Source organism: Pseudomonas promysalinigenes, assembly GCF_014269025.2.
In the GTDB taxonomy this organism is placed as follows: domain Bacteria; phylum Pseudomonadota; class Gammaproteobacteria; order Pseudomonadales; family Pseudomonadaceae; genus Aquipseudomonas; species Aquipseudomonas promysalinigenes.
This window is the reverse complement of the sequence record NZ_CP077094.1, coordinates 3,313,284-3,338,032: the sequence shown is the minus strand read 5'-3', so window position 1 is coordinate 3,338,032 and position 24,749 is coordinate 3,313,284. Positions and strand designations below refer to the sequence as shown.

Annotated in this window: 23 protein-coding genes; 17 read left to right on the top strand and 6 right to left on the bottom strand. The window is 60.9% G+C overall.

What is annotated here, in order from left to right; genetic code table 11:
* The first annotated feature begins 184 nt into the window (after positions 1-184).
* The 3 genes from HU725_RS15310 (at position 185) to HU725_RS15300 (ending at position 3,772) form a co-directional block, all read left to right on the top strand.
* On the top strand, positions 185-868 hold the full coding sequence (locus HU725_RS15310; RefSeq protein ID WP_060478603.1) for a response regulator: 684 nt from the start codon (positions 185-187) through the stop codon (positions 866-868).
* Entirely contained in the window at positions 865-2,187 is a 1,323-nt protein-coding gene (locus tag HU725_RS15305) for an ATP-binding protein (protein ID WP_186478591.1), read from the top strand. The genes HU725_RS15310 and HU725_RS15305 overlap by 4 nt, the downstream gene beginning before the upstream one ends.
* A gap of 193 nt (positions 2,188-2,380) precedes the next feature.
* On the top strand, positions 2,381-3,772 hold the full coding sequence (locus HU725_RS15300) for an aspartate aminotransferase family protein (protein WP_186478590.1): 1,392 nt from the start codon (positions 2,381-2,383) through the stop codon (positions 3,770-3,772).
* A 47-nt stretch (positions 3,773-3,819) separates the two neighbouring features.
* Here the strand turns inward: HU725_RS15300 and HU725_RS15295 are convergent, their stop codons facing one another.
* Genes HU725_RS15295 through HU725_RS15285 form a run of 3 tightly spaced genes read right to left on the bottom strand, consistent with a single transcriptional unit; the run spans position 3,820 to position 8,361 of the window.
* Positions 3,820-5,235 carry an efflux transporter outer membrane subunit gene (locus HU725_RS15295; RefSeq protein ID WP_186478589.1) on the bottom strand — a complete coding sequence of 472 codons (1,416 nt, stop codon included), beginning with the start codon at positions 5,233-5,235 and terminating at the stop codon, positions 3,820-3,822.
* Positions 5,236-5,238: 3 nt separating this feature from the next.
* Positions 5,239-7,203, bottom strand: coding sequence for a MacB family efflux pump subunit (locus HU725_RS15290; protein ID WP_186478588.1), 1,965 nt, complete (start codon positions 7,201-7,203; stop codon positions 5,239-5,241).
* The gene (locus HU725_RS15285) at positions 7,204-8,361 is read right to left on the bottom strand and encodes an efflux RND transporter periplasmic adaptor subunit (RefSeq protein WP_186478587.1); all 1,158 of its coding nucleotides are present in this window, start codon (positions 8,359-8,361) and stop codon (positions 7,204-7,206) included.
* Between the two features lie 204 nt (positions 8,362-8,565).
* Here HU725_RS15285 and HU725_RS15280 point away from each other — a divergent pair, with 204 nt between their 5' ends.
* The 3 genes from HU725_RS15280 to HU725_RS15270 all read left to right on the top strand — a co-directional run bounded on the left by HU725_RS15280 (position 8,566) and on the right by HU725_RS15270 (position 11,087).
* A complete protein-coding gene (locus HU725_RS15280; protein WP_060478597.1) occupies positions 8,566-9,042 on the top strand; it encodes a sigma-70 family RNA polymerase sigma factor in 477 nt (158 codons plus the stop codon).
* 170 nt (positions 9,043-9,212) lie between these two features.
* A complete protein-coding gene (locus HU725_RS15275; protein WP_060478596.1) occupies positions 9,213-9,692 on the top strand; it encodes a response regulator in 480 nt (159 codons plus the stop codon).
* A gap of 69 nt (positions 9,693-9,761) precedes the next feature.
* The gene (locus tag HU725_RS15270; protein WP_186478586.1) at positions 9,762-11,087 is read left to right on the top strand and encodes an MFS transporter; all 1,326 of its coding nucleotides are present in this window, start codon (positions 9,762-9,764) and stop codon (positions 11,085-11,087) included.
* A gap of 71 nt (positions 11,088-11,158) precedes the next feature.
* Here the strand turns inward: HU725_RS15270 and HU725_RS15265 are convergent, their stop codons facing one another.
* Positions 11,159-12,841: an electron transfer flavoprotein-ubiquinone oxidoreductase gene (locus HU725_RS15265; RefSeq protein WP_186478585.1), complete on the bottom strand. Its 1,683-nt coding sequence runs from the start codon at positions 12,839-12,841 to the stop codon at positions 11,159-11,161.
* Positions 12,842-13,368: 527 nt separating this feature from the next.
* Here HU725_RS15265 and HU725_RS15260 point away from each other — a divergent pair.
* The 9 genes from HU725_RS15260 (at position 13,369) to HU725_RS15220 (ending at position 20,290) form a co-directional block, all read left to right on the top strand.
* The gene (locus tag HU725_RS15260) at positions 13,369-14,118 is read left to right on the top strand and encodes an electron transfer flavoprotein subunit beta/FixA family protein (RefSeq protein WP_060478594.1); all 750 of its coding nucleotides are present in this window, start codon (positions 13,369-13,371) and stop codon (positions 14,116-14,118) included.
* A complete protein-coding gene (locus HU725_RS15255) occupies positions 14,119-15,048 on the top strand; it encodes an electron transfer flavoprotein subunit alpha/FixB family protein (protein ID WP_060478593.1) in 930 nt (309 codons plus the stop codon).
* Positions 15,049-15,126: 78 nt separating this feature from the next.
* Entirely contained in the window at positions 15,127-15,948 is an 822-nt protein-coding gene (locus HU725_RS15250; protein ID WP_186478584.1) for a substrate-binding periplasmic protein, read from the top strand.
* Positions 15,949-15,957: 9 nt separating this feature from the next.
* On the top strand, positions 15,958-16,311 hold the full coding sequence (locus tag HU725_RS15245; protein ID WP_060478591.1) for a DUF4398 domain-containing protein: 354 nt from the start codon (positions 15,958-15,960) through the stop codon (positions 16,309-16,311).
* Positions 16,308-17,120, top strand: a complete 813-nt coding sequence (locus HU725_RS15240; RefSeq protein WP_186478583.1) for an OmpA family protein — start codon at positions 16,308-16,310, stop codon at positions 17,118-17,120. Before HU725_RS15245 ends, HU725_RS15240 begins: the two co-directional genes overlap by 4 nt.
* 192 nt (positions 17,121-17,312) lie before the next feature.
* Entirely contained in the window at positions 17,313-18,755 is a 1,443-nt protein-coding gene (locus HU725_RS15235) for an aminotransferase-like domain-containing protein (RefSeq protein ID WP_060478589.1), read from the top strand.
* A 67-nt stretch (positions 18,756-18,822) separates the two neighbouring features.
* Positions 18,823-19,272 (top strand): hypothetical protein, encoded by a 450-nt coding sequence (locus tag HU725_RS15230; RefSeq protein ID WP_060478588.1) that lies wholly within the window; start codon positions 18,823-18,825, stop codon positions 19,270-19,272.
* 124 nt (positions 19,273-19,396) lie between these two features.
* Positions 19,397-19,651: a YkgJ family cysteine cluster protein gene (locus tag HU725_RS15225; protein WP_186478582.1), complete on the top strand. Its 255-nt coding sequence runs from the start codon at positions 19,397-19,399 to the stop codon at positions 19,649-19,651.
* Positions 19,652-19,684: 33 nt separating this feature from the next.
* Complete coding sequence (locus tag HU725_RS15220; RefSeq protein WP_186478596.1) at positions 19,685-20,290, top strand: START domain-containing protein; 606 nt, start codon at positions 19,685-19,687, stop codon at positions 20,288-20,290.
* An 18-nt stretch (positions 20,291-20,308) separates the two neighbouring features.
* Here HU725_RS15220 and asnB read toward each other — a convergent pair whose 3' ends face one another.
* A complete protein-coding gene (asnB, locus tag HU725_RS15215) occupies positions 20,309-22,297 on the bottom strand; it encodes an asparagine synthase (glutamine-hydrolyzing) (RefSeq protein WP_186478581.1) in 1,989 nt (662 codons plus the stop codon).
* A 37-nt stretch (positions 22,298-22,334) separates the two neighbouring features.
* On the bottom strand, positions 22,335-23,333 hold the full coding sequence (locus HU725_RS15210) for a Rieske 2Fe-2S domain-containing protein (RefSeq protein ID WP_186478580.1): 999 nt from the start codon (positions 23,331-23,333) through the stop codon (positions 22,335-22,337).
* A gap of 418 nt (positions 23,334-23,751) precedes the next feature.
* Here HU725_RS15210 and HU725_RS15205 point away from each other — a divergent pair, with 418 nt between their 5' ends.
* Positions 23,752-23,985: an acyl carrier protein gene (locus tag HU725_RS15205; protein ID WP_186478579.1), complete on the top strand. Its 234-nt coding sequence runs from the start codon at positions 23,752-23,754 to the stop codon at positions 23,983-23,985.
* On the top strand, positions 23,978-24,745 hold the full coding sequence (locus tag HU725_RS15200) for an alpha/beta hydrolase (protein WP_217872351.1): 768 nt from the start codon (positions 23,978-23,980) through the stop codon (positions 24,743-24,745). Before HU725_RS15205 ends, HU725_RS15200 begins: the two co-directional genes overlap by 8 nt.
* Positions 24,746-24,749 lie beyond the last annotated feature (4 nt).

Here is a 24,749-nt window from a genome sequence, read left to right as displayed (position 1 = left end):
CAAATCCCACAGGATCAACTGGCCCGAAACAAACGTAGGAGCGAGCGCAGCTCGCGATGCGCCGCGCGGGCGGCGCTCGATCTCACAGGCGCTGCAAGGCTTTCGGCGAACACAAAAAGGTCCATAATCCCCCCTTAATCCCTTCATAGTGCAATGCCAGCTACACCACTGCGGGAGCTCCACCATGCACGTACTGCTATGTGAGGACGACGACCTGATCGCCAGCGGCATCTGCGCCGGCCTCACTGCCCAGGGCCTGACCGTCGATCGCGTGGCCAATGCCGCCAGCGCTCGGGCTTTGCTGCAGGCGGCGCAGTTCGATGTGATGATCCTCGACCTCGGCCTGCCGGACGAAGATGGCCTCAAATTGCTTCGCCGCCTGCGCCAGCAAGGTGTAGACCTACCCGTGCTGGTGCTTACCGCCCGAGATGCGGTCACCGACCGGGTCGATGGCCTGCAGGCCGGTGCCGACGACTACCTGCTCAAGCCCTTCGACCTGCGTGAGCTGGCTGCACGCCTGCATACCCTGTTGCGCCGGGTGGCGGGGCGGGCGGTCAATGTGATCGAGCATGGCCCGTTGCGTTACGACCCCAGCAGCTGCGAAGCGACCCTGGCAGGGCAGCCGGTCGACCTGTCCCGGCGCGAGCAGGCGCTGCTGCAGGCCCTGCTGCAAAATCCCGGCAGGGTGCTGTCCAGCGAACAGCTCAAGGACTGCGTGTACGGCTTCAGCGACGAGGTCGAGAGCAACGCGCTGAACGTGCACATCCACCACCTGCGGCGCAAGCTCGGCAACCGTATCGTCGAAACCGTACGCGGGCTGGGCTATCGCCTGGGGCCGGCGCAGGCACCACACGAGGCGGCGTCATGAGCCTGCGGGTACGCCTGAGCCTGATCCTCGGTAGCGCCTTCATCATCATTTGGGCGCTGGCGGCCGCCTGGATGCTGCGTGACCTGCGTCAGCAGATGATGTTCTCCCTCGACCAGCGCCTGGTGGCCTCGGCGCGCATGGTCGCCGGGCTGATCGAGCAGTTACCGCAACCACTGGCCGGCAAGGGTGAAGACGCACACTTTTCCGCCGACCAGTTGAGCGTACCCGACGGCATGGCCTGCCAAGTCAGTTCGTTGCGCGGTGAAATCCTCGCCAGCAACCACAAGCATGACGGCGCCATGGACGACCAGCACAGCGGTTTTCGCGATCAGACCATCGACGGCGCTTCCTGGCGTACCTTCACCTACAACCATGGTGACGTACGCATTACCACCGCAGACCGACACATGGAGCGCGAAGCGCTCAACCAGTCGATTCTGTTGGCGGCCTCCGCGCCAGTACTGATGGCCTTGCTCGGTAGCCTCGGGCTGCTGTGGATTGGCCTGGGCAAAGGCCTGGAGCCGCTCAATCGCATGCGCGATGCCCTGCGCCGCCGGCGCGCCGACAGTGTCGAGCCGCTGCAGGTGGCCGGTTTGCCCAGCGAGTTGCAACCCTTGCTCGACACCCAGAACCAGCTGTTCCTGCGCATTGCCCAGACCATCGAACGGGAACGCCGCCTGACCGACGATGCTGCACACGAACTGCGCAGCCCACTGACAGCGATCAAGACCCACCTGCAAGTGGCACGGATGACCGATGGTGCGGTGCGCGAGCAGGCTTTGGAGCACGCCGAACAGGGCGCTGACCGCATGCACCGCACCCTGGAGCAGCTCTTGATGCTGGCACGGGTGGAGGGCAGCTTGTCGTTCGAAGATGGCGTGCTGTGCAGCGCCGAACAGGTCGCCCGCCAGGCCATGCAGGATGCCGGCGGTGGCGACAACCGGCGGATCGCTCTACGCCTACCGGAAGAGGCCACGCGGATCTACCTGGGAATGCCCGCGCCGCTGGCCGTTGCAGCCCTGCGCAACTTGCTGGACAACGCGTTGCGCCACGGTGGCGAAACCGAGGTTGAGCTGGAAGTGCAGATGGCCGACGGGCAGGTGGGGTTCATGGTGCGTGACCACGGCCCTGGGATTGCCGACGCCGACCTTGCACATCTTACCGAGCGTTTCTGGCGAAATGGCCAGAGTGGCGGTTGTGGCCTGGGGCTGGCGATTGTCCAGGCGATCGTGCAGCGCTGCGCCGGGGACCTGAAGTTCGATAGCCGTGGCGACGGGCTGCGGGTTCTGCTGCAGGTCCCAGCGCGGACAGCGGGTTGAATCCACCCATTACCGCCCCGGTTTTTGGCAAACCGGCTTGTGCGGCGAGCGACGCTCCCGATTGCAAGCCGGTTCGCTGGCAAAAGCGCCGGTTCGACCCTGCGAAAATCCCGCAACAAACGCTAAATCCTCCCCGCACTCAAGCGTTTTTCTAGCGATAACTGCCCTTTCGCTTGCTTGCGAGGATTCACCCATGTCCACCGCTACCAGCCTTGCCCAGGTCCTGCCGGCAGGCGCACCTAACCCTCTGTATGAATTCAGCGACTCGCCGCTGCTGCAACGCCAGCAGCAGCAGGAGTCCAATGCCCGTAGTTATCCACGGCGCATCCCGCTGGCGCTCAAGCGCGCGCGCGGCATTTACGTCGAGGACGTCGAAGGCCGTCAATTCATCGATTGCCTGGCGGGGGCTGGCACCTTGGCCCTAGGCCACAACCATCCGGTAGTGGTTGAAGCGATTCAGCGAGTGCTGGCAGACGAGTTGCCATTGCACACCCTGGACCTGACCACGCCGGTCAAGGACCGCTTCGTTCAGGACCTTTTCGGCATACTGCCTGAGCCCTTGCGCCGCGAGGCCAAGGTGCAGTTCTGCGGGCCGACCGGCACCGACGCGGTGGAAGCGGCACTGAAACTGGTGCGCAGTGCCACCGGGCGCAGCACTGTGCTGGCGTTCCAGGGCGCTTACCACGGCATGAGTCAAGGCGCACTCAGCCTGATGGGCAGCCACGGCCCCAAGCAACCGCTAGGCGCGCTGCTGGGCAATGGCGTGCAGTTCATGCCATACCCCTACGATTTCCGCTGCCCCTTTGGGCTGGGGGGTGAAGCCGGGGTCAAAGCTAACCTGCATTACTTGGAAAACCTGCTGTCGGACCCGGAAAGCGGCGTGCCGCTACCGGCCGCGGTCATTCTCGAAGTGGTGCAGGGGGAGGGCGGAGTGATCCCTGCCGATATCGAGTGGCTCAAAGGCGTGCGACGTATCACTGAGCAGGCGGGCGTGGCGCTGATCGTCGACGAGATCCAAAGCGGTTTTGCCCGTACTGGGCGGATGTTCGCTTTCGAGCACGCCGGCATCGTGCCGGATGTGGTCACCCTGTCCAAGGCCATTGGTGGCAGCCTGCCGCTGGCAGTGGTGGTGTACCGTGACTGGCTTGACACCTGGAAGCCGGGTGCACACGCCGGCACTTTCCGCGGCAACCAGATGGCCATGGCCGCGGGTTCTGCAGTGATCGATTACCTGGTCGAGCATCGCCTGGCCGAACATGCCCAAGCCATGGGCCAGCGCTTGCGTGAACAGTTGCAGGGCCTGCAAAGCCGCTACCCACAGCTAGGCGATGTTCGCGGCCGAGGCTTGATGGTCGGTGTAGAGCTGGTCGACCCGTTGGGTCAGCCTGATGCCCAGGGCCATCGGCCTGCCAATCGGCTGTTGGCGCCCAAGCTTCAGCGAGAATGCCTCAAGCGTGGCTTGATCCTCGAATTGGGCGGGCGACATGGCGCCGTTGTGCGCTTTTTGCCACCGCTGATCATCAGCGCTCAGCAGGTGGACGAGGTGGTGCAGCGCTTTGCCCAGGCCCTGGCCGCGGCCGTGTGACCCAACAAGGGCCGCTTCGGCCCTTGCTTTTACCTAGCCTTGCCGTGTCAACCCTTACCCCCGGCCTCCAGCTGCCATCCGCCACCCAACGCCTTGTACAACGCCACGCTGCCTTGCAGCCGTGCCAGGCGCAAGGTTGCCTGCTGGTCTTGAGCCAGGTAAAGCGCGCGCTGTGTATCGAGTACGCTCAGCAGGGTTTCGGCACCCGCCGCGTAGCGCCGTTGCGCCAGCTCAAAGGCCAGACGCGCCTGCTCCAGCTCCTGATCCTGCCAGTGGCGCTGGCGCTCTATTCCCTCAATAGCATTCAAGGCTTTCTCGACATCGGCGAAACCCGCCAGGATGCTGCTTCGGTAGTTTGCCAGCAGCTCGTCCTGTTCGGCTTCGGCCAACTGCCGTGCCGCCCGTAGTCGGCCATTGTTGAAAATGGGCGCCACCAGGCCGGAGGTCAGGGTGTAGTAGGAACTGCCGAAAACATCGGCCAGGGTACGCGCGCCGGTTCCCAGGTTGGCGCCCAAGGTCACTTTGGGCAGCAAGGCAGCCCTGGCGACCTGCACGTTGGCGTTGGCAGCGGCTAGGCGCGCTTCGGCGGCCGCAATGTCTGGCCGGCGGGTGAGCAGTGAACTGGGTACGCCGCTACCGAGCTGCGGCCAGTTCACCGCGCCAAGCGCTTGGCTGGTAGTGGGCAGGGCCTGCACCGGTTCGCCCAGTAGCGTGGCCAGGGTCACGCGGTTGTCCTGCCACTGCTGTTCGAGCTTGGGCACTTGCCGCGCCTGGGCAGCCACCAGGCTGCGCTGCTGGGCCAGCTCCAGACGCGTCGCGGCGCCGGCATCCTGGCGTGTCTGTACCAAGCCCAGCACATCACGGGCATTTTCCAGGTTGAGGCGGGCAATGCGCAGTTGTTCCTGCAAGGCCAGGCCCTGCAGGTAGGTGCTGGCGACACTGCTGATCAAGGTCAACTCCACCGTCTGGCGATCGAAGCGGCTGGCATCAAGGCTGTGTAGCGCGCTTTGGCGGGCAGCGCGCAGGCCACCCCAGAAATCGAGCTCGTAACTGGCGACCAACTGCATGTCGAATGCCGTGCTGGTGGGCTGGTAGCGGCTGACATCGAGCTGATCATAGCCCTCGCCATGCAGCAGGCGCTGACGGCTGGCGTCCAATTCCAGCTGCAGCTGCGGCAGTAGCGGTGCACCGGCGATCATTGCGCGTGCCTGGGCCTGGCGCACGCGTGCGGTAGCGGCTGCAAGGTCGTGGGCGTTGTTGCGTGCGCGCTCGACCAGGCGATTGAGCTCGGCGCTGTCGAATGCGTGCCACCATTGGGCGCTGGGCAGAGGTGCAGAGGCCCGAGCATTGGGGCCTTGCCAGGCGGCGGGCGCAACGATACCGCTGGAGGGTGCGGGCGGCAGGCTACAGGCGGCGAGGCCCAGGCACAGGGACAGTAGGCTGATGCGGCTTGGCAGGGTCATGGTTTATTCGCTGGTGAGGGCTTTGACCGGGTCGAGTCGGGCGGCGTTGCGTGCCGGCATGAAGCCGAACAGGATGCCGGTGAGCACGGCGCAGGAAAATGCACCGAACATGGCCTGCAGGGTGAAGGCTACGGCAACCTTGCCCAGCATCAATGCGCCGCCAATCAGCAGCGCCAGGCCAATGCCGGCCACGCCGCCGACCATCGACAGCATCACCGCCTCGCTGAGGAACTGGCGCAGGATGTCGTACTGCCGTGCACCGGTTGCCATCCGGATGCCGATTTCCCGGGTGCGCTCGCGCACGGTCATGAGCATGATGTTCATCACACCTATGCCGCCGACCAGCAGTGAGATGGCGGCAATGGCCCCGAGCATCAGCGCCAGGCTGTTCTGGGTGCGCGCCTGGGCCTGGATCAGTGCCGCCGAGTTGGTCAGTTCGAAGTCGTGGCGGCCCTGATGTCGCTGGCGCAGCAGGCGGTCGACCGCTGCTTCGGTTTCATCCACCCGGGCGGCATCGGTGGCGGCGACGGTGATGTAATCGGGATCGCGCTGGCCAAACAAGCGGATAGCCGCTGCCGCGTAGGGCACCACGATCCGACCGTCGGCGTCTTGGTCCCCGGAGCTTGCGCCTTTGCCGGCCAGAACGCCGATGACCTGGAAGGGTACATTGCCGATCAGGATGTATTGACCGAGCGGGTCCCGGTCGGGGTCGAGCATCTTGTCCCGGACCTTTTGGCCGATTACCGCCACTGCCGCTCCACTGGCTTCATCAGCCTCGGTGAAAAACGCCCCCTTAGCGGCCGGCCAGTTGAAGATCAGCGGGAATTGGTTGTTGTTGCCTCCCACGTAGAAACGCTGGCTGCGGTTGCCGTGGCGCACCATCACCTTCTCGCCTAACACTGGCATGATCTGCCTGACTTGCGGCAGTTGGCCGATGGCTGCAACGTCATCCAGGGTAATGGCCCCGGCAGGCTCGCCCAGTGCGGCGGGCTTGCCGTTGAGGTAAAGGATGTTCGAGCCGAAAGCGGCCATCTGCGCCATGACCTGACGTTTGCTGCCTTCACCGACGGCCAGCATGACCACTACCGAAGCCACTCCAATGATGATGCCGAGCAAGGTCAGAGCGGTGCGAAAGCGGTTGACCCACATCACCCGCCAGGCCGCCTGCAGAGCTTCGAGCAACTCGCCCTTCCAGGCTCCGGGCAAAGTGGCTCCTTGGGCCAGGCGCTGGCGCAGGTCATCGGCCTGCAGCGCTTGTGGGGTAGCGATGGTTGGCTGCTTGGCTGCGCTATCGCTGATCACCTGGCCGTCGCGTATCTCGATCACTCGTTGAGCCCGCGCTGCGACTTTGTGATCGTGGGTGATCAGGATGATCACGTGTCCTTGGCTGGCCAGTTCGTCGAGCAGCGCCATGACCTCGGCGCCGCTATGGCTGTCAAGGGCACCGGTGGGTTCGTCGGCAAGGATGATGTGGCCGCCGTTCATCAAGGCTCGGGCAATCGATACCCGTTGTTGCTGCCCGCCCGAAAGCTGATGCGGGCGGTTGCCGCTGCGGTTGGCCAGGCCTAGGCGGGCGAGCAGGGCTCTGGCGCGAGCATGGCGCTCAGGGGCGGGCGTACCCGCGTAAATGGCCGGCATTTCGACGTTTTCCTGGGCCGAACCAGACGCAATCAGGTGATAGCCTTGGAACACGAAGCCGAACGCCTCCCGGCGCAGCCAAGCCAGTTCGTCGTTGCTCAGTTCGGCCACGCCCTTGCCGGCGAAGCGATAATGACCCGATGTCGGTCGGTCCAGGCAGCCGAGAATGTTCATCAAGGTCGATTTGCCCGAGCCGGATGCGCCCACGATGGCAACGAACTCCCCAGGGTGAATACTCAGGCTGATGCCCCGTAGAACATCGACGCTAGGCGAGTCCTTGCCACCGTAGGATTTACGGATATCGACCAGCTCTATCAGAGGGGAGCTCATTCAGCCTCCGCTGGCGCCGGTGGCGCCCATCAGTAGCTGTTCACCCTCATTCAGCCCCTCTAGCACCTCAATGCGCAGGCGGTCGCTCAGGCCAGTGCGTACCTGACGCTGCACCACGTTGCCGTGGGGGTCGACGACCCGAGCCAGGTAACGCTCGCCATCGCCGTGCAGTGCCGCCAGGGGTACGGTCAACACCTGGCTGGCGTGACCGGAGACGAAAAATACCTGGGTAGTCATGTCGGCCATCAGCGCGCCGTCGGGGTTGTCGACATCCAGCAGTACGGTGTATTGCACCACCTGGCTGGCGGCATTGACCGGGCTGCCACTGCCCTGGCGGTTCTGCTCCAGGGGTTTTGGCGGCACCGGCAGGATTTGTCGCACTGTGCTGTTCCAGCGGCGTTTGCCACCGGACAGTGTGGTGAAGTAGGCAGTCATGCCCGGTTTGACCTTGCCGATATCGGCTTCGGAAACTTGAGCCCACACGGTCATCGGTGACAATTTGGCGATGCGCAGGATCAGTGGGGTCTGTTGTTGCGCATTGAGGGTCTGGCCTTCGCGGGCGTCGACGGCCACAACCGTGCCGTCCATTGGCGCGTAGATGCGGGTATAGCCCAATTCTGCCTCGTCGCTGCGCAGGCTCGCCTGGGCTTGGCGGATCTGCGCCAGGAACATGTCGATGCGCGCCTGGGTGACCTTGAGCTGGGCTGCTGCGGCCTGCACGTCCTCATCACGGGTCGCGCCGGCGGCGGCCAGATCGCGCTGGCGCTTGAGTTGCTGGTTGGCCAGCTCGAACTGTGCGCGCTGTTCGGCGAGCTGGGCCTTGAGGTTGTCGATCGAAAAGCGCCCTGCATCCAGCCGCGCCTGCTGGGTGGAGGGGTCGATTTCGACCAGCAGCTGCCCCTTGCGTACCGAGTCTCCTGCCTCCACGTGCAAGGTGCGGATCTGCCCCGAGGCCTGGGCACCGACATCCACGTAGCGGCGCGGCTGCAAGGTGCCCAGGGCGGTGACGCTGCTTTCGATATCGGCCCTTGTGACCGGTACGGTGCCCTGGCGCTGCGCGCCGCTTGGCAGCGCCTGCCAGGCGAGCAGGCAGCCCAGTCCAATCAGGCCCATGGCTGCGAATGTGAACTTGCGACGGGGGGAGGTTGAGCGGCTCATGCGGGCTTCCAGCCAGGGGAGAGGTCGCGCGTAGCCAATTGCGGTGCGCACCGAAGTTTCAGATAAACGAAGGTTGGCGCTGCATATTTAGGTTGATCACGGCAGGGGAAGGCGTGTTGCTGAGAATAGTTATAATTTGTACTATCACGCTCCAGTATCACTCAGTCCCGCTCGTGGGTTGCAAGGACGATTTCAGGTGCTGTTGTGGAACATTATTATCGCGAACTGGTGAGCTTTCTTAGCGCGCGCCTTGGCAACCGACAGGCTGCGGAGGACGTTGCCCACGATGCCTATTTGCGTGTACTGGAGCGCAGCGGGGGCGGGCACATCACCCACCCGCGGGCGTTTCTATATCGCACCGCCCTCAACCTGGTGATCGACCGACACAGGCGCCATCAGGTACGCCAGGCCGAGTCCCTGGACGCCCTCGAGGCCGACGGGCATTTGTTTGCCGCAGAGCCGCCGCAGGATATGCAGCTCGATCAGCGCCTGACCCTGATGAAGAAGGCCCTGGATGAATTGAACAAGGTGTGCCGGGATTGCTTTTTATTGCGCAAGCTCGATGGCCTGTCGCATCAACAAATTGCAGAGCATCTGGGTATTTCCCGCAGCCTGGTGGAAAAGCACATCGTCAACGCCATGAGACACTGCCGGGTACGTATGCGCCAGTGGGAGTCCTGAGCGCGGTGTGCTGGAAAGTGAAAATTCTGTGTGATGGCCACTTGATTTCCCCCGGTTTCCCGACAACTATCTAGTTTGACCCCACTGGGCGCTGGCCTGGTGGTTGCCTGTTTTTGGCGCAGTTTGGTCAGGGAGCTGTCCCATAATCACCTGACGGCCCAGGTCCGACAATGACGAACAAGACCCTGCGCATTCTGATTGCCGACGAGCATCCCCAGCAGCGCTTGCAGCTGGAGAAGCTGCTCAATGGCCTGGGTTATTACCGTATCGCCCCGGTTGAATCGTTCGAGGAGTTGCAGCGCTTGGTGCAGTGCGCCTTGCTACCGTTCAATCTGTTGCTGGGCAACATCGAGCTGGCCAGCCATGCGGGCGTCGATCTGGCACGCTTCTGCCGCGTCAGTGCGCAGATCCAGCATGCCTTGCTGTACCACTCGCACCACTTGAAAGTACCCGTCGTGCCACAGACCGAGCGCCAGGCCGTCAGCGTCAGCCTGCCTCAAGTGCCGGATAATGAAGCGTTGCAGTCTTTCATGGCGATCATCGACAGCCCCGTACTGGTGGGCAAGATCGCCCTGCCATCGAGCCTTGCCCCCGGCGCTGTCCCTGAGCGCAGGCCTAGAAATTTCGGCCACACCGTTTTCAGCCGTTAGCCAAGTCGCTGGGGCCGTAGCGAGCGATTTGCTATCCTCCAGCCTTTTGCCGATCTGCGGACACCTGCCATGACTGCCATCGATACCGCTCGCCCGCCCCGGTTCAGCCGCGGCGATCACCGGACCTTGGGCCTGGCGGCACTGGGCGGTGCCTTGGAAATCTACGATTTCATCATCTTCGTGTTTTTCGCCCTGACCCTCAGCCAGCTATTTTTCCCGCCGCAAATGCCGGAGTGGCTGCGCCTTCTGCAAAGCTTCGGCATTTTTGTGACCGGTTACCTGGCACGCCCTTTGGGCGGCATCCTGATGGCCCATTTTGCCGACCACCTGGGGCGCAAGCGGGTGTTCAGCCTGAGCATCCTCATGATGGCCTTGCCGTGCCTGCTGATCGGGGTGATGCCGACCTATGCCGACATCGGCTATGCGGCCCCCCTGATTCTGTTGGCGCTGCGCATTCTGCAAGGCGCGGCGGTGGGCGGTGAAGTGCCCAGCGCCTGGACCTTCGTCGCCGAACATGCGCCCGACGGGCGTCGTGGTTATGCGCTTGGTTTTCTACAAGCGGGGCTGACCTTCGGCTACTTGTTGGGAGCATTGACCGCGACATTGCTTGCACAGGTGTTCAGCCCACAGGAAATTCTCGACTACGCCTGGCGCTACCCGTTCCTGCTGGGTGGGGTATTCGGTGTGATCGGCGTGTGGCTGCGCCGCTGGCTTAGCGAAACGCCGGTATTTTTGGCATTGCGCGAGCGTCAGGAGCAGCCGGTGCAGTTCCCCTTGAGGCAGGTGCTGAGCGAGCATCGCTCGGCGTTGATTCCGGCAGCGCTGCTCACCTGTGTTTTGACCTCTGCCGTGGTGGTGCTGGTGGTGATCACGCCGACAGTAATGCAACAGCGTTTTGGCATGACGGCAGGGCATACCTTCGCCTTGAGCAGCGTGGGCATCGTCTTCCTCAACCTTGGCTGCGTGCTGGCCGGGTTGCTGGTCGACCGACTCGGTGCCTGGCGCGCCCTGATGATCTACAGCCTGCTGCTGCCGCTGGGTATCGGTGCGTTGTACGCAAGCCTGGTAGGGCAGTGGGGCGTGACGTGGCTGGCCTATGCCTTGGCTGGGCTGGCATGTGGCGTAGTGGGGGTGGTGCCCTCGGTGATGGTCGGGCTGTTCCCGGCGCAGATCCGGGTTTCGGGAATTTCGTTCACATACAACGTGGCTTATGCACTGTGGGCCAGTACCACGCCACTGGCGTTGATTGCGCTAATGCCCTGGAGCCCTTGGGTGTGTGTAGGCTTTTGTCTGATGATGGGCACGGTGGGGCTGCTGACAGCCGTGTATTTCGGGCGTCGTGAGCCTCTGGCGTTCGCTGTGGAGGCTGCACCGGTTGCATGCGCTGAAAAATAGCAGCCATCTGATGCAAAAAAGCCCCCGGCTCTGATGACCCGGGGGCTTTTCGCTACGCGAGGGCGGCAGCCTTACATGTTGGGGTAGTTCGGCCCGCCAGCGCCTTCAGGGGTAACCCAGGTGATGTTCTGGGCTGGGTCCTTGATGTCGCAGGTTTTGCAATGTACGCAGTTCTGCGCGTTGATCTGGAAGCGCTTGCTGCCATCTTCCTGGGTGACTACTTCGTACACACCCGCTGGGCAGTAACGCTGAGCCGGCTCGTCGTACAGCGGCAGGTTGCTGGCGATCGGCACGTTCGGGTCAGTCAGCTTGAGGTGGCAGGGTTGTTCCTCTTCATGGTTGGTGCTGGAGAGGAATACCGAGCTGAGCTTGTCGAAGCTGAGCTTGCCGTCCGGTTTTGGGTAGTCGATCTTCTTCGACTCGGCGGCGAGCTTGAGGCAGGCATAGTCGGGCTTGGTGTCGTGCAGGGTGAAGGGCAGCTTGCCGCCGAACCAGTTCTGGTCGACATAGTTGAATGCACCACCGAACAGTGGCCCGAACTTGTGCAGGGCCGGGCCAAAATTGCGGCTGGCGAACAGTTCTTCGTGCAGCCAGCTGGCCTTGAACGCCTCGACGTATGTGTTCAGGATGTCGCCACCCTCGCTGCCCGCGATCAGTGCGTCGGCCACGGCGTCGGCGGCGAGCATGCCGGATTTCATTGCGGTGTGGCTGCCCTTGATTTTGGAGAAGTTCAGGGTGCCCAGGTCGCATCCAATCAGTGCGCCACCTTCGAATACCATTTTCGGCAGCGAGTTCAGGCCTCCCTTGCAGATGGCGCGGGCGCCATAGCTGATGCGCTTGCCGCCTTCGAGATACTGCTTGATTACCGGGTGGTGCTTCAGGCGCTGGAATTCGTCGAACGGCGACAGGTAAGGATTGGCGTAGGACAGGTCGACGATCAGGCCGACAACCACCTGGTTGTTTTCCAGGTGGTAGAGGAACGAGCCGCCTGTGTTGTCGGCGCTCACCACGTCAAGCGGCCAGCCGGCGGTGTGCACCACCAGGCCCTGCTCGTGCTTGGCCGGGTCGATCTCCCAGATTTCCTTCAGACCAATGCCATAGTGCTGCACATCGGACTCGCTATCGAGATTGAAACGCTTGATCAGTTGCTTGCCGATGTGGCCACGGCAGCCTTCGGCGAACAGGGTGTACTTGCCACGCAGCTCCATGCCGGGGGTGTACATGCCGTCCTTTGGGTTGCCCTCACGGTCCACGCCCATGTCACCGGTGACGATGCCGCGCACCACGCCGTTTTCATCGAACAGGGCTTCCTGTGCGGCGAAGCCTGGGTAGACTTCCACGCCCAGGTTTTCGGCCTGCTGGGCCAGCCAGCGGCACAGATTGCCCAGAGAGATGATGTAGTTGCCCTGGTTGTGCATGGTCTTTGGCACGAACAGGTCTGGCACTTTGGTTGCGCTGTCGCCATCCTTGAGCACGTAGATGTCATCGCGCTTGACCTCGGTATTGAGCGGCGCACCGAGCGCTTTCCAGTCAGGGAATAGCTCGTTCAGGGCGCGCGGCTCGAAGACCGCCCCGGAGAGGATGTGAGCACCGACTTCGGAGCCTTTTTCCACCACGCAGACGCTGATCTCGCTACCGGCTTCGGCGGCCTTCTGCTTCAGGCGGCAGGCGGCTGACAGGCCCGCGGGGCCTGCCCCGACGATGACCACGTCGAATTCCATGTATTCGCGTTCCACAGGTTCTCTCCTACTCATCAAGGCTCGTGCTGTTGCTTTGTCTTATGGGTGCTTGCGTGCCGCGGCGCTTCAAGGGCGCGAAACTGTAGCTACGCATTGGACGGACTACACCGTTTTGTCTTGGCGCGCATTATATCTACACCACTTGGCGGGTCCAATACAAACGTTTGTTTGAATTTGCCGCAGCCCAGTAAAATCACAGGAACGCGGCTGGAAGGTGACCGATTTGCCGTATTGACCGGATTGGGTGTTACGGTCAAGATACGAGCGGTTTTACGTTCGCCGTAGGCTTGCAGCCGGGCGCAGGTACACCTCTAAAGACCAGGTGTGGAGCAGGGTTGTCGGGTCGCAAAGCAACTTGTAGTGAAGTCTACACGCCACGACACGAAATGACCCGTGGGTATTTGCCGCAACGGTCGCGACAAGACTGTTCGGTCACCATGAGCTTTGCCCCGGTACGTTTTTAGAGGTGCCCTTGTACCCACGCGCATCGCCGGGCTCTGCCCCAGGCGACTATCTATTCACCGGAGAGTAACGAGGAATCCATGAAGGTTCTTGTAGCTGTCAAACGAGTGGTCGACTACAACGTCAAGGTTCGCGTCAAAGCGGACAACTCCGGCGTCGACCTTGCTAACGTCAAGATGTCCATGAACCCCTTCTGCGAAATCGCCGTGGAAGAAGCCGTACGCCTGAAGGAAAAGGGCGTGGCGACCGAAATCGTTGTCGTCTCCGTCGGCCCGGCTACCGCGCAGGAGCAACTGCGTACCGCCCTGGCCCTGGGTGCCGATCGTGCCATTCTGGTCGAAGCCGCTGACGAACTTAACTCTCTGGCCGTGGCCAAGGCGCTCAAAGCGGTTGTCGACAAGGAGCAGCCACAGCTGGTCATCCTCGGCAAACAGGCCATCGACAGCGACAACAACCAGACCGGCCAGATGCTCGCCGCGCTCACCGGTTTCGCCCAGGGCACCTTCGCCTCCAAGGTTGAAGCGGCTGGCGACAAGTTGAACGTCACCCGTGAAATCGACGGCGGCTTGCAGACCGTTGCGCTGAACCTGCCTGCCATCGTCACCACTGACCTGCGCCTGAACGAGCCACGCTACGCGTCGCTGCCCAACATCATGAAGGCCAAGAAGAAGCCGCTGGAAACCGTCACGCCAGACGCGCTGGGCGTTTCCCTGGCCTCCACCACCAAGACCCTGAAAGTTGAAGCCCCGGCTGCTCGCAGCGCTGGCATCAAGGTCAAATCGGTGGCCGAACTGGTCGAGAAGCTGAAGAACGAAGCGAAGGTAATCTAAATGACTATCCTGGTTGTCGCTGAATACGAAAATGGTGCCGTAGCCCCGGCCACCCTGAACACTGTCGCCGCTGCCGCCAAAATCGGTGGCGATGTGCACGTGCTGGTCGCTGGCCAGAACGTCGGCGGCGTTGCCGAGTCTGCTGCCAAGATCGCTGGTGTGGCCAAGGTGCTGGTTGCCGACAACGCTGCCTACGCCCACGTACTGCCAGAGAACGTTGCGCCGCTGATCGTCGAGCTGGCAAGCGGCTACAGCCACGTGCTGGCTCCGGCCACCACCAATGGCAAGAACATCCTGCCGCGCGTTGCCGCGCTGCTGGACGTGGACCAGATCTCCGAGATCATCTCGGTCGAGTCCGCCGACACCTTCAAGCGCCCGATCTACGCCGGTAACGCCATTGCCACCGTGCAATCGAGCGCGGCCATCAAGGTCATCACCGTGCGTACCACCGGCTTCGACGCTGTGGCCGCCGAAGGTGGCTCAGCTGCCGTCGAAGCGGTGGCTGCTGCGCACAACGCCGGTATCTCGGCTTTCGTTGGCGAAGAGCTGGCCAAGTCCGACCGCCCAGAGCTGACCGCTGCCAAGATCGTCGTTTCCGGCGGCCGTGGCATGGGCAACGGTGACAACTTCAAGCACCTGTACAGCCTGGCCGACAAGCTCGGCGCTGCTGTGGGGGCATCGCGCGCTGCAGTCGACGCAGGCTTCGTGCCAAACGACATGCAGGTCGGCCAGACCGGCAAGATCGTTGCACCGCAGCTGTACATTGCCGTTGGTATCTCTGGCGCGATCCAGCATCTGGCGGGTATGAAAGATTCCAAAGTGATCGTTGCGATCAACAAGGATGAAGAGGCGCCGATCTTCCAGGTAGCGGACTACGGGCTGGTCGCCGACCTGTTCGAAGCGGTTCCGGAGCTGGAAAAGCTGGTCTGATCCGCCTGCTTCACTTATAAAGAAGCCCGGCCCTCGACAGAGGGCCGGGTTTTTTTGTTGCTGGACAAGGAGTGACGGATGGTGTTGCGCAACGCGAGCAAAGTGCTGGCATGCATGGCGGCGCTGTTGTCGCCAGTGGTGATGGCGGCGGGCAAGTGCGAGCGCCTCGTGGCGACCGGCAGCCCAGATGCGCCACCCTATTCCTGGCAGGACCCTGACGATCCCAAGCACCTGGTGGGGGCCAATGTCGACCTGCTGCGTCAGGTTCTAGGGGAGTTGGGAGTCAAGGTCGAAGTGCTCAATGCGGGGCGGCGCGATCAGGCGCTGGAAGAAGTGCGCAGTGGGCGCATGGACCTGCTGCTCGATACACCCATGCAAGTGGAGCAGCTGACCGCGTTGGACTATATCCACCCGCCGCTGCAGCAAAACGAATACCTGGTCTGGACCCGCCACGACGCGACGCTGGCGTTCCAGGGCCCGGCTGACCTTGCCAGCTATCAGGGGAGCCTGTCGGAGCGTGCACGACTGACCCCAGCCTTCACCGCCTTCGCCAAGGCCCAGCTCAAGCTGGTGCCGGCGCAGAACCTCACTCAGGCCTTCCAGAAACTGGTACTGGGCCAGGTCGATTATGTCTTGGCCGGGCGTTACTCGGGCATGGCCATGACCCAGAGTTTGGGCATGAGCAACAACCTGATCGCCCGCGGTTTGCCAGTGGACCGCCCGGGTTTATATCTGGCTGTGTCGCACAACTCGGCCTGCAACGACTCGTGGTTGCGTGGGCAATTGGCAAAAAAGCTGACAGAATTGCCGATCTCCGGTGCGTCCGAAGCCGTGCTGCAACGTAATGTCGAGCGCTGGAAGGCACAGATGCAAGTGCAGGCGGATGCCCCTAAACATTAGGAAGAGTGCGTGAGAACCCAATCCTTGATCCTAGCCGTGGCCATGCTCGGCCTGGCTGGCTGCGCCAATGATCCGGCGCCCAACGAACAGATGCGTATTTCCGAGCAGGCGCTGGAGCAGGCCAAAGCCGTCGGTGCCACCGATCAGGTCGAAGCGATGAAGCTGGCCGAAGACAAATTCGCCCGGGCCAAGACCAATATGCTCACCCAGGACTTTCGCGACGCGCGCATGCGTGCCGAACAGGCTGAGTTGGATGCGCGATTGGCCGAGGCGCAGGTGCTGAACCAGAAGAGTGAAGAGCAGCTGCAGCTGCTGCAGTCGCGGGTCAAGCGCCTGCACAAGCAGCTGGAGGTGCAGCCATGATGTTTGTGCATAAGAGCGCCGCGCTGGTACTCCTGGTGCTGGCGGCCGGCTTGCAAGGCTGTGCCAGCCAGCGCAGCTCGGCAGCGCTGGATGAAGCCACTGCGGCTTTCCAGAAGGTCAAGGACGATGCTGACGTGTTGCGCAGTGCGCCGCGTGACGTGATCCGAGCCGGTGAGTCGCTGTCGCGTGCCGAGCGCCTGTCCAGTTATATCGGCACGGGCAGTGACGTGCGCCATTACGCCTACCTGAGCCAGCGCTACAGCGAGATCGCCACCGAGCACGCCAAGCTGGCACTGAACCAGGAGCGCCGTGCCAAGCTCGACCTGGAACGCCAGCGTCTGCAGCTTGCGCTGCGTGAAGCGAAACTCGCCAGTGTTCAGCAGCAGGGCAAGTGGGTTGAGAACCAGATTGCCGCGCTGGCATCAGAACAGGCAGATCGTGGCCTGGTGATGACGCTGAGCGACGTGCTGTTCGACACCGGTAGCGCGGACCTCAGGAATTCGGCCAGTCGCACCGTGCTCAAGCTGGTCCAGTTCCTTCAACTCAATCCGCGCCGCGTGGTGCGGATCGAAGGTTACACCGACAGCACAGGCACCCCTGAAGACAACCTTAAATTGTCACGTGATCGTGCGCAGTCAGTGGCCGACATGCTGGTGGATCTGGGCATCGATGAGAGGCGCCTGCAGGTCGAAGGTTACGGCGACCAATACCCGATCGAAGCCAACGCCTCGGAGCGGGGCAGGGCGCAGAATCGCCGGGTCGAAATCGTTTTCTCTGACGACAAGGGCCGCCTGGCGCCCGCGCGCTGAGTGGGCTGACCAGGTGGCTCGGGGCCTCCTGGTCAAGGTCCTGACTGGGCAGTTCGGATGATGGCTGTCACACAAGTGTAGCGTTGACGAACCAGCCATCTGTCCCAGTACACTTTGCAACTGTTACGGTATGCTTTACCGTCAGTTTGTCGTACAAGAACAACGAGCCCGTCTGCGAGCCGAGACAACCCCATGACCAACCTGCTGTTGTACCAGCGTATCGCCCAGCAACTGGCCGATGACATCCGTCGCGGTGTCTACCAGCCAGGCGAGCGTGTCCCGTCCGTGCGCAAGATGAGTGCCCAGCTCAACGTCAGCCATGCCACGGTGTTGCAGGCTTACGCCAATCTCGAGGATCAGGGGCTGATTCGCGCCCGGCCACAGTCGGGCTATTACGTGCACCAAACGCCTGCGCTGACCGCACAGACACCCGATATAGCCCGCGTTGAACGCCCCGGGCTGGTCACCCGCGCCAGCATTATTCAACAGGTTCTGACAGAAGCCCGCCGCGATGGGGTGTTTCCGTTCGGCGCTGCCGTACCTCATGTTGACTATCTGCCGGTGCGCGCTCTGCACCAGCAGATCGCCAAGGTCACCCGCTTCCACAGTCCGCGAGCCTTCAGCTACATGTTCAGCCCAGGCTTCGAACCTCTGCGCCGGCAGATTGCGATCCGCATGCGCGATGCAGGTGTGCTGGTCGATCCGCGGGAGGTCATCGTCACCCACGGTTGTGTCGATGCCTTGCAGATGTCATTGCGCGTGCTGACTCGCCCTGGTGATCTGATCGCCGCTGAGTCGCCCACCTATTATGGGCTGTTGCAGTTGGCTGACCTGCTGGGGTTGAAGGTTATCGAAATTCCCAGCGACCCCTCCACCGGCATCAGTCTCGAAGCCCTGCAGTTGGCTGCCAATCAGTGGTCGATCAAGGCGCTGGTACTGACGGCGCGCTTGAGCAACCCGCTCGGCGGCACCGTGCCGGAGGAGCGCCAGAAACAGCTGCTGCGCCTGGCCTCGGACTTCGATATCCAGATCGTCGAGGACGATATCTACGGCGAATTGATGTTCGAGCAGGGCAAGACCAAGGCGCTCAAGGCCTTCGACCGGCTGGATCGAGTCATTTATTGCTCGAGCTTTTCCAAGACCCTTTCGCCAGGTGTGCGGGTCGGCTGGATGGTGGCGGGGCGTTATCAGGATGAAATTCAACGCCTTCAGACATTCACCACTCACTCAGCGTGTAGCGTGACGCAGATGGGGGTGGCGGCGTACTTGGAAAATGGGGGTTATGACCGGCACTTGCGCTACATCCGTCAGGAGTATCGCAAGAACCTCAGTGCGTACCAGTTGGCGGTCCAGCAACATTTTCCCGAGGGTACGCAGATGACCAGGCCCACCGGGGGCTTCATCCTCTGGGTCAGCCTGCCAGGGCGAGTGAATACGCAAGAATTGCATGTGCGTGCGCTGGAGCAGGGTATCAGTATCGCGCCCGGTCTGATCTTCAGTAACACCGAGCAATTCAACCACTGCATACGGCTCAACTGCGGCATTCCCTGGAACAAGGAAGCCGAAAGGGCGGTTATGACACTCGGTTTGTTGGCCCAGCAATTGTGCAGAGAATCACAGGCCTTACTTTTGTAAGGCTTGCCAGCGAAGGGCGGAACGGAGAGCATAGACACTTTCCATTCTCGCCTGCCTGCCGAAGTCCATGAATTTGTTGCCAAGTGCTGTGCTGGTCATCTGTCTTGTTCCGTTCTGGCTGCCAGGGTCAGCAGCTCACGCGGCGCAGCCTGCCGTCCAGGCACAAAGCGCGCAAGCCAAGACGCCAGCCAAGCCAGTGGCCAAAGCCAAGTCCGCGCCTCGTAAGGCCAAAGCCCGGGCCAAGCCGGTTAATAAGGCGGTAGCTCAGCCTCTACCAAAGCCCAAGTTGGACCTGAGCCTACCAGCCGAGATGGTCGACAAACTCGAGCCGCAAGTGGGTGTTTCCACGACGCGCCGCAAACCTCTGCTGCCGGCCATGTTCGCGGACAAGCCCGAAGACGATAGCCCGTTCCAGCTCAACGGTCGGCTGATCAGCAACGAAATGCAGTTGCAGTTGCGCAACGAAAGCCGCCGCGATGTCGAAGGGGCAGCACTGGATTTCGAGTTTCGTAATTAAGCGGCCGCAACTGACTGCCGAGTCACTGCAGATTTCATCGGCCTGACAATTTCAAACGCATGTTTGAGCCGTTACTATCCAGGGGCGTTCGTCCCGTTCTGTTCCAGGGAGTCCTGATTTAGCCATGAATTGTCGCGAGGGCTGCGGTGCCTGCTGCATCGCTCCATCCATTTCTTCAGCGATGCCGCGCATGCCCCATGGCAAGCCTGCCGGTGAGCGCTGCCTGCACCTGACCTTGGACAATCTCTGCGACCTGTTCGGCAAGCCCGAGCGGCCCGCGGTGTGTGGAGGGTTCAAGGCCGATATCGAGGTGTGTGGCAACGATCGCGATGAGGCGATCAGGATTCTTGGCTGGTGGGAACAGATAACGGCGGCGTGAGAGGCTGGATCTTCGACAACAAGGATAAACATGATGAGATCGTTCAAGCGTATTGCACTGCTGTGTGGCATGAGTGTCTTGCTGGCTCCGGCGGCCTGGGCTGAAAACTGGCAGGTGGCCAAGAACGAGGAGGGCATCAAGGTTTCACTCAGTGAGGTGCCGGGCTCCAAGTACAAGGCTTATCAAGGGGTGACGCTGATCAAGGCGCCACTGGCCAAGGTGCAGGCGTTGCAGGAGGATGTGGTCGGTGCCTGCAAGTGGATTCACGAGTGCAAGTTGCAAAAGCTCTTGAAACAGGAGGGCGGCGAGGTTTGGACCTACACCCAATTCAATACGCCATGGCCTGTGACGCCGCGGGATTCGGTGCTGCGAGTGACCACCAAAAAAGGGGCTGACGGCAGCATTACCCGCGAGTTAGTCGCAGAGCCAACATACACACCGGAAGAAAAAGGCTTTGTGCGGGTTGCGAAGGTCGAGGGTTTCTGGAAGTTGGTGCCCAAGGGTGACAGCACCGAGGTGACCTATCAGGTGCATACGGAGCCTGGCGGCAGCGTGCCTGCGATGGTAGCCAACAAGTTTGTGGTGGATGCGCCGTTCAATACGCTCAAAAGCCTGCGGACCCGTGCCGAACGCAACTGAGTAATCAGCCGGCACAGCCTATCCAGGCTGTGCTTCGGCTTGCTTGGCTGCGGCTTTGATCCCGTGGTAGGCAGCCTGAGTCTGCTGGCGATACTTGCACAGATTGTGCTCAAACTGTTGCACGAAGTCTTTCTCGATGATTTGCACTGTCAGTATGAACAGCAGCAAGTTGTTGAGTTTTTCTCGCAGGCGATCGGGAAGCCAAGAGGTTCTCACCGCCAGCAGCATGCACTGCACCGAGGCATTGGAGAACATGCCCGAGGCGCGCAGCGCCGTACTGCTCAAATAGGTATCGATGAGCTTGGTCATGAACTTTCCTGAGCGTTTAGTCACCCACAATGGCGGAGCGATGAACGGCCATTTTCGACGGCTATATACTTCTTCGGGAATGATGTCTTTCACTGCTTCGCGCAGCAGGTACTTTTCCACGTTCCCACGTAATTTCCACTCGTTTGGCAGTTTTGCCAGCCACTCGAAGAGCTTGTGGTCGAGAAAAGGTGTGCGCCCTTCGATCGAGTGTGCCATTTCCTGACGGTCGCCAAGGTTAGCCAGAATGAACGGGCTGAGTAATCCTCGGATGCTGAAAGTTTGCAGCTTGTTCAGCAGGGGCAGACGGTCGAGCTCCTCGCGGTCGAGGCGCTGGCTCAAGCGCTGAAGGGGAGACGTCGCCTGCACCTTCTGACGGTGCTGACGATGGAACAGCCGAGTTAGTATGCGCTGTGCGGCCGGTTTGAACAGTGCGCGCATTTCTGGTTGCGGGATGAAACCTAGCGTTTCATGCAATTGCCGAACGCTCGACCCGCCAGCCGCACTCAAGGGGTCCTGGGTACGACCGTATGCATGGCTGGATAGACCTTGCCCATTGGCTTTGAAATAGCCATAACCGAGCAGCCCTTCGTCAGCGCCTTCGCCGGTAAGCACGCAGGTGACATGTTGTCTTGCCAGTTTCGAAAGCAGAAACTTGCCGACTCCGTTGTAGTTGACCGCAGGTGTTTCGCTGAACCATAAACTTTCTTCAAGGTGGGTCAGCAGATCATCGGACTGACAGGTAACCTTGTGCAGTCGCGCCCCCAGGTGCTGAGCTGTGCGTTGTGCGATCAATGCCTCATCGAAGTCGGCATGGTCACTGAACGAAATGCTGAATGTTTCGATGGGCGTGGCGCTCAGCTTTGCCGCCACGGCAGCCACTGCGGTGGAATCCAGCCCGCCACTCAGGTAAACCCCCACAGGGACATCTGCCTGCAGACGCAGGGCGACGGCTTCCTCCAGGTGATTGCGCAGGCTCTGTTTCAGGTCGGCCTCCGTAGTGCCGTCTGCCAGTGGTTGGGGTAACAGGTCCATGGACCAATACGGGGTCAGAATCTGCTCGCCAGTACGTAAATCGATCTGCATTAGATGCGCAGGGGGGACTGCGCTGACATGTTCAAACACGCTGTCCATCGGCACAAAGCTGAGCATGTCGCGCAAGCGCACCGGGTCCAGCGACGGCTTGGCCAGGCCACTGGCGAACAAGGCCTTGGCTTCGCTGGCAAACAGCAATTGGCTGGGGTGCTTGGGGTGCTGGTGCATGAACAAGGGTTTGATGCCAAAGCGATCGCGGCAGGCGATCACGTGTTGGCGTCGGCAGTCGAGTAGGATGAAGGCGAACTCTCCGCGTAAGTGGCTTGTGAAGTCCAGGCCGTCACGTTCGTATAGGGCCAGTATCAGTTCTGAGTCTGAGCCCGTTTGGAAGCTGAAGCCTTCGTTCATCAGGTCGGCACGCAATCGCTGGTGGTCATACAGTTCGCCGTTGCAGATGAGCACCGTGTCCTGGTTATGGCTGTACAGCGGCTGCTCCCCGCTGGCGATGTCGATGACCGACAGACGGGTATGGCCGAGCACCACACCATTTTCTGCGTTGCGATAGCCATTGTTGCCGTCGGGCCCACGGTGGATCAACGCGGCTAAGGCGCTGTCGAGGTCCACGCTATCGGTAGCGTAGCCGATAGAGGCGAAAATTCCGCACATCCTGTGCTCCTTCTTAGAATGACTGAAAAGCCGAAGTTCAGGGCTCACCGAGGTATATGCGTTCCAGCATGCGGCGATGAACGACCAGCGGCTTGTCGTATTTGCCCAGGCGGGCACCGTTCAGCGCGTAGGGTAAGTGGGCAAGTTGGCTCGAAAATGAGCCGTCGGCTTCAAACTCTTTTTTGATGAAACGCAAGATGAAGCGGCGCATGTGCTTCTGGAAGAAGGCCGATTTGGCATCGCTAGCACGCGAGTGCACGAAGCTGTACAGCGTGGTGCGGTTGTCGGCATTAGGCACGAAGAAAATGGTGGTCTTGATGTGTCCACCGATGTTGACGTGCCGGGCTTGGCAGGTCACCCAGGATTCGTAGGTGCTACGCACTGGATTGAACAGCGTGTGGAAACGGTTGTGCGAAATGTCCCCTGCCTTGACCCCAGTTAGAAACATCAAGGGAAACTTACGGATTGGGCCCCGATAGTAGTTCAGCGTACTGCGCTCATCCTGGCTGAACTCGTACTCGACATCCTTAGCGCCTTCACGGTCCCAGCCGAAGGTTTGATGGACATAAGGAAAATGTTCGTCTTCGGAGAAGTTGTCCAGTGCAACGTGCAGCGGGCAGTCGAACACGACGGGGAACTGTCCAAGAAACGTGTATTCCGGATCGGCGAACTCCTCAAGGGGTTCGGCCTGTTGACCGCCCACCCAGACAACTCCATTGCGAACCATGGTTTTTAGGGTTTCGATACGGCAGGAGCGGGAGGTTGGCTGATGCGGAATGTAGCCCTGGCCCTGCACATCAAAGCTCCACCCATGGTAAGGGCACTCGATGTTGCCATTCTCATCGACACGTCCCATCGACAATGGCGTGAACCGGTGAGGACAACGGTCGGGCATGGCGACGATCTGCCTGTCCTTGCTGCGGAACAGCACGATCTTCAAGCCGCCCACTTGCACCTGAACCGGTTTGTCGCGGATGTCCTGTTCGGCATGAACGGGGTGAAAAAAGCGCGAAATGCGGCTCCAGCCAAACTCCATGGCGTGTACTTCCTTCTTAAATTCGAAGCCGCTGAGCCACGTGGCGTATAAGCGGGTGGGGCGAAGTTCGAACAGTTTTCGATGTTTGGGAGTGCGAGCCTAGAACAAATTTTGAAAGAGTGCAAGTGCAGTAAAGAACACGCGCCTATCTGATTTTTTTATTGTTTAGTTGACATTTGTGGTGCTCCTCTGGTGAGCTAAATGGAGATGATTAATGCCATTTCCGGACGATGAAATTGCGGTTTTGATCGCGGGCGACACAAGGATCATGAAGATGTCGGAGCATGAGATCGCTCGTTTGCGAATAAGCACATTATTAAATTATCCATTTGAATGCATGCGTTTGAGGTATAGGTCATTCAAATGATGGTGCTTAGACCTTAGTCTAAGGGAGAGTAATTTCTTGAAGGATCAGACAGTGCGTATCCAATTGCGGGAGTTGTGGCAGGCTTTGTTGCCAGGCGAGCAGTTTGAGGATACTACGCCCTTCCACGAAGCCGGTGGAAGTTCATTGGCTTTGATGCGGTTATTTATGCGGGGTATGAAGGTATTCGGGGTCAGGCTCGAAATCAGCCAATACCCCCAATTACAATCAATCGAACAGCAGGCTCGCTACATCCTGGCGGCACGAAAGGATGGTTCGGATGCCTGACCGCGCTACTAAGGCCATTGCTCGCCTTGGGCCCTTGCGGGTGCCCAGGATCTATCAAGCGACCTTCGCTCAGGCCAGCTGCGAGAGCTTCGAATGGGGTGATCTTGAGGTGCGCTGTCACCATTGGGAGGGCAGCGCTCCAGTGCTGTGCGTGCATGGCTCCAACGGCAATGCCGCACAATTTGGCGCACTCATCAAGGGGTTGCTTGCGGCGGGCCGAGGTGTGCTCGCTGTCGATATTCCCTCCCATGACCCTCACGGACGTTTCATTCCGTCTGTGTTCATCTGGGAGGCACTATTGCAGACCCGGCGTTACGCCGAGCCGGCCGCAGTGGTTGCGCATTCAATGGCATGCAGTTGGGTCATGCGCGCACTCAATGCCGGGCTGGGTGCGAAGCGATTCATCTGCTTGTCGCCTGCTGCGACTCAGGAGTACGTGTTCCAGCGGTTTCAGCAGTTGCAACAGGATCAGGGCGTGGCCTTGGATGAACTGGCTAGCGCGATTGATCAAGCATTTGGTGCAGGGTGGCGTCAGGCCTACTCACCGATTGAGCTGTGCAAGTCAATGACTCTGCCAACATTGATCCACCATGATGTAGATGACCCGATCATCGAAATCGAGGCCGGTGCACGTGGGTTGCGCTACGTGTGGCCGCAAGCGCAATACATAGAAACACAAGGGTTGGGGCACTCGGGCGCACTTCGTAATGCCGGGGTAATCGAGCGATTGATTGAATTTATTCAGCACGATAACGCGTAATCAC

Excerpts from the sequence above, each read along its gene's own strand:
- HU725_RS15310 (WP_060478603.1), top strand. The coding sequence starts at position 185 with ATGCACGTACTGCTATGTGAGGACGACGACCTGATCGCCAGCGGCATC.
- HU725_RS15305 (WP_186478591.1), top strand. The coding sequence starts at position 865 with ATGAGCCTGCGGGTACGCCTGAGCCTGATCCTCGGTAGCGCCTTCATC.
- HU725_RS15300 (WP_186478590.1), top strand. The coding sequence starts at position 2,381 with ATGTCCACCGCTACCAGCCTTGCCCAGGTCCTGCCGGCAGGCGCACCT.
- HU725_RS15295 (WP_186478589.1), bottom strand. The coding sequence starts at position 5,235 with ATGACCCTGCCAAGCCGCATCAGCCTACTGTCCCTGTGCCTGGGCCTC.
- HU725_RS15290 (WP_186478588.1), bottom strand. The coding sequence starts at position 7,203 with ATGAGCTCCCCTCTGATAGAGCTGGTCGATATCCGTAAATCCTACGGT.
- HU725_RS15285 (WP_186478587.1), bottom strand. The coding sequence starts at position 8,361 with ATGAGCCGCTCAACCTCCCCCCGTCGCAAGTTCACATTCGCAGCCATG.
- HU725_RS15275 (WP_060478596.1), top strand. The coding sequence starts at position 9,213 with ATGACGAACAAGACCCTGCGCATTCTGATTGCCGACGAGCATCCCCAG.
- HU725_RS15270 (WP_186478586.1), top strand. The coding sequence starts at position 9,762 with ATGACTGCCATCGATACCGCTCGCCCGCCCCGGTTCAGCCGCGGCGAT.
- HU725_RS15265 (WP_186478585.1), bottom strand. The coding sequence starts at position 12,841 with ATGAGTAGGAGAGAACCTGTGGAACGCGAATACATGGAATTCGACGTG.
- HU725_RS15260 (WP_060478594.1), top strand. The coding sequence starts at position 13,369 with ATGAAGGTTCTTGTAGCTGTCAAACGAGTGGTCGACTACAACGTCAAG.
- HU725_RS15255 (WP_060478593.1), top strand. The coding sequence starts at position 14,119 with ATGACTATCCTGGTTGTCGCTGAATACGAAAATGGTGCCGTAGCCCCG.
- HU725_RS15250 (WP_186478584.1), top strand. The coding sequence starts at position 15,127 with ATGGTGTTGCGCAACGCGAGCAAAGTGCTGGCATGCATGGCGGCGCTG.
- HU725_RS15240 (WP_186478583.1), top strand. The coding sequence starts at position 16,308 with ATGATGTTTGTGCATAAGAGCGCCGCGCTGGTACTCCTGGTGCTGGCG.
- HU725_RS15235 (WP_060478589.1), top strand. The coding sequence starts at position 17,313 with ATGACCAACCTGCTGTTGTACCAGCGTATCGCCCAGCAACTGGCCGAT.
- HU725_RS15230 (WP_060478588.1), top strand. The coding sequence starts at position 18,823 with ATGAATTTGTTGCCAAGTGCTGTGCTGGTCATCTGTCTTGTTCCGTTC.
- HU725_RS15225 (WP_186478582.1), top strand. The coding sequence starts at position 19,397 with ATGAATTGTCGCGAGGGCTGCGGTGCCTGCTGCATCGCTCCATCCATT.
- HU725_RS15220 (WP_186478596.1), top strand. The coding sequence starts at position 19,685 with ATGAGATCGTTCAAGCGTATTGCACTGCTGTGTGGCATGAGTGTCTTG.
- asnB (WP_186478581.1), bottom strand. The coding sequence starts at position 22,297 with ATGTGCGGAATTTTCGCCTCTATCGGCTACGCTACCGATAGCGTGGAC.
- HU725_RS15210 (WP_186478580.1), bottom strand. The coding sequence starts at position 23,333 with ATGGAGTTTGGCTGGAGCCGCATTTCGCGCTTTTTTCACCCCGTTCAT.
- HU725_RS15200 (WP_217872351.1), top strand. The coding sequence starts at position 23,978 with ATGCCTGACCGCGCTACTAAGGCCATTGCTCGCCTTGGGCCCTTGCGG.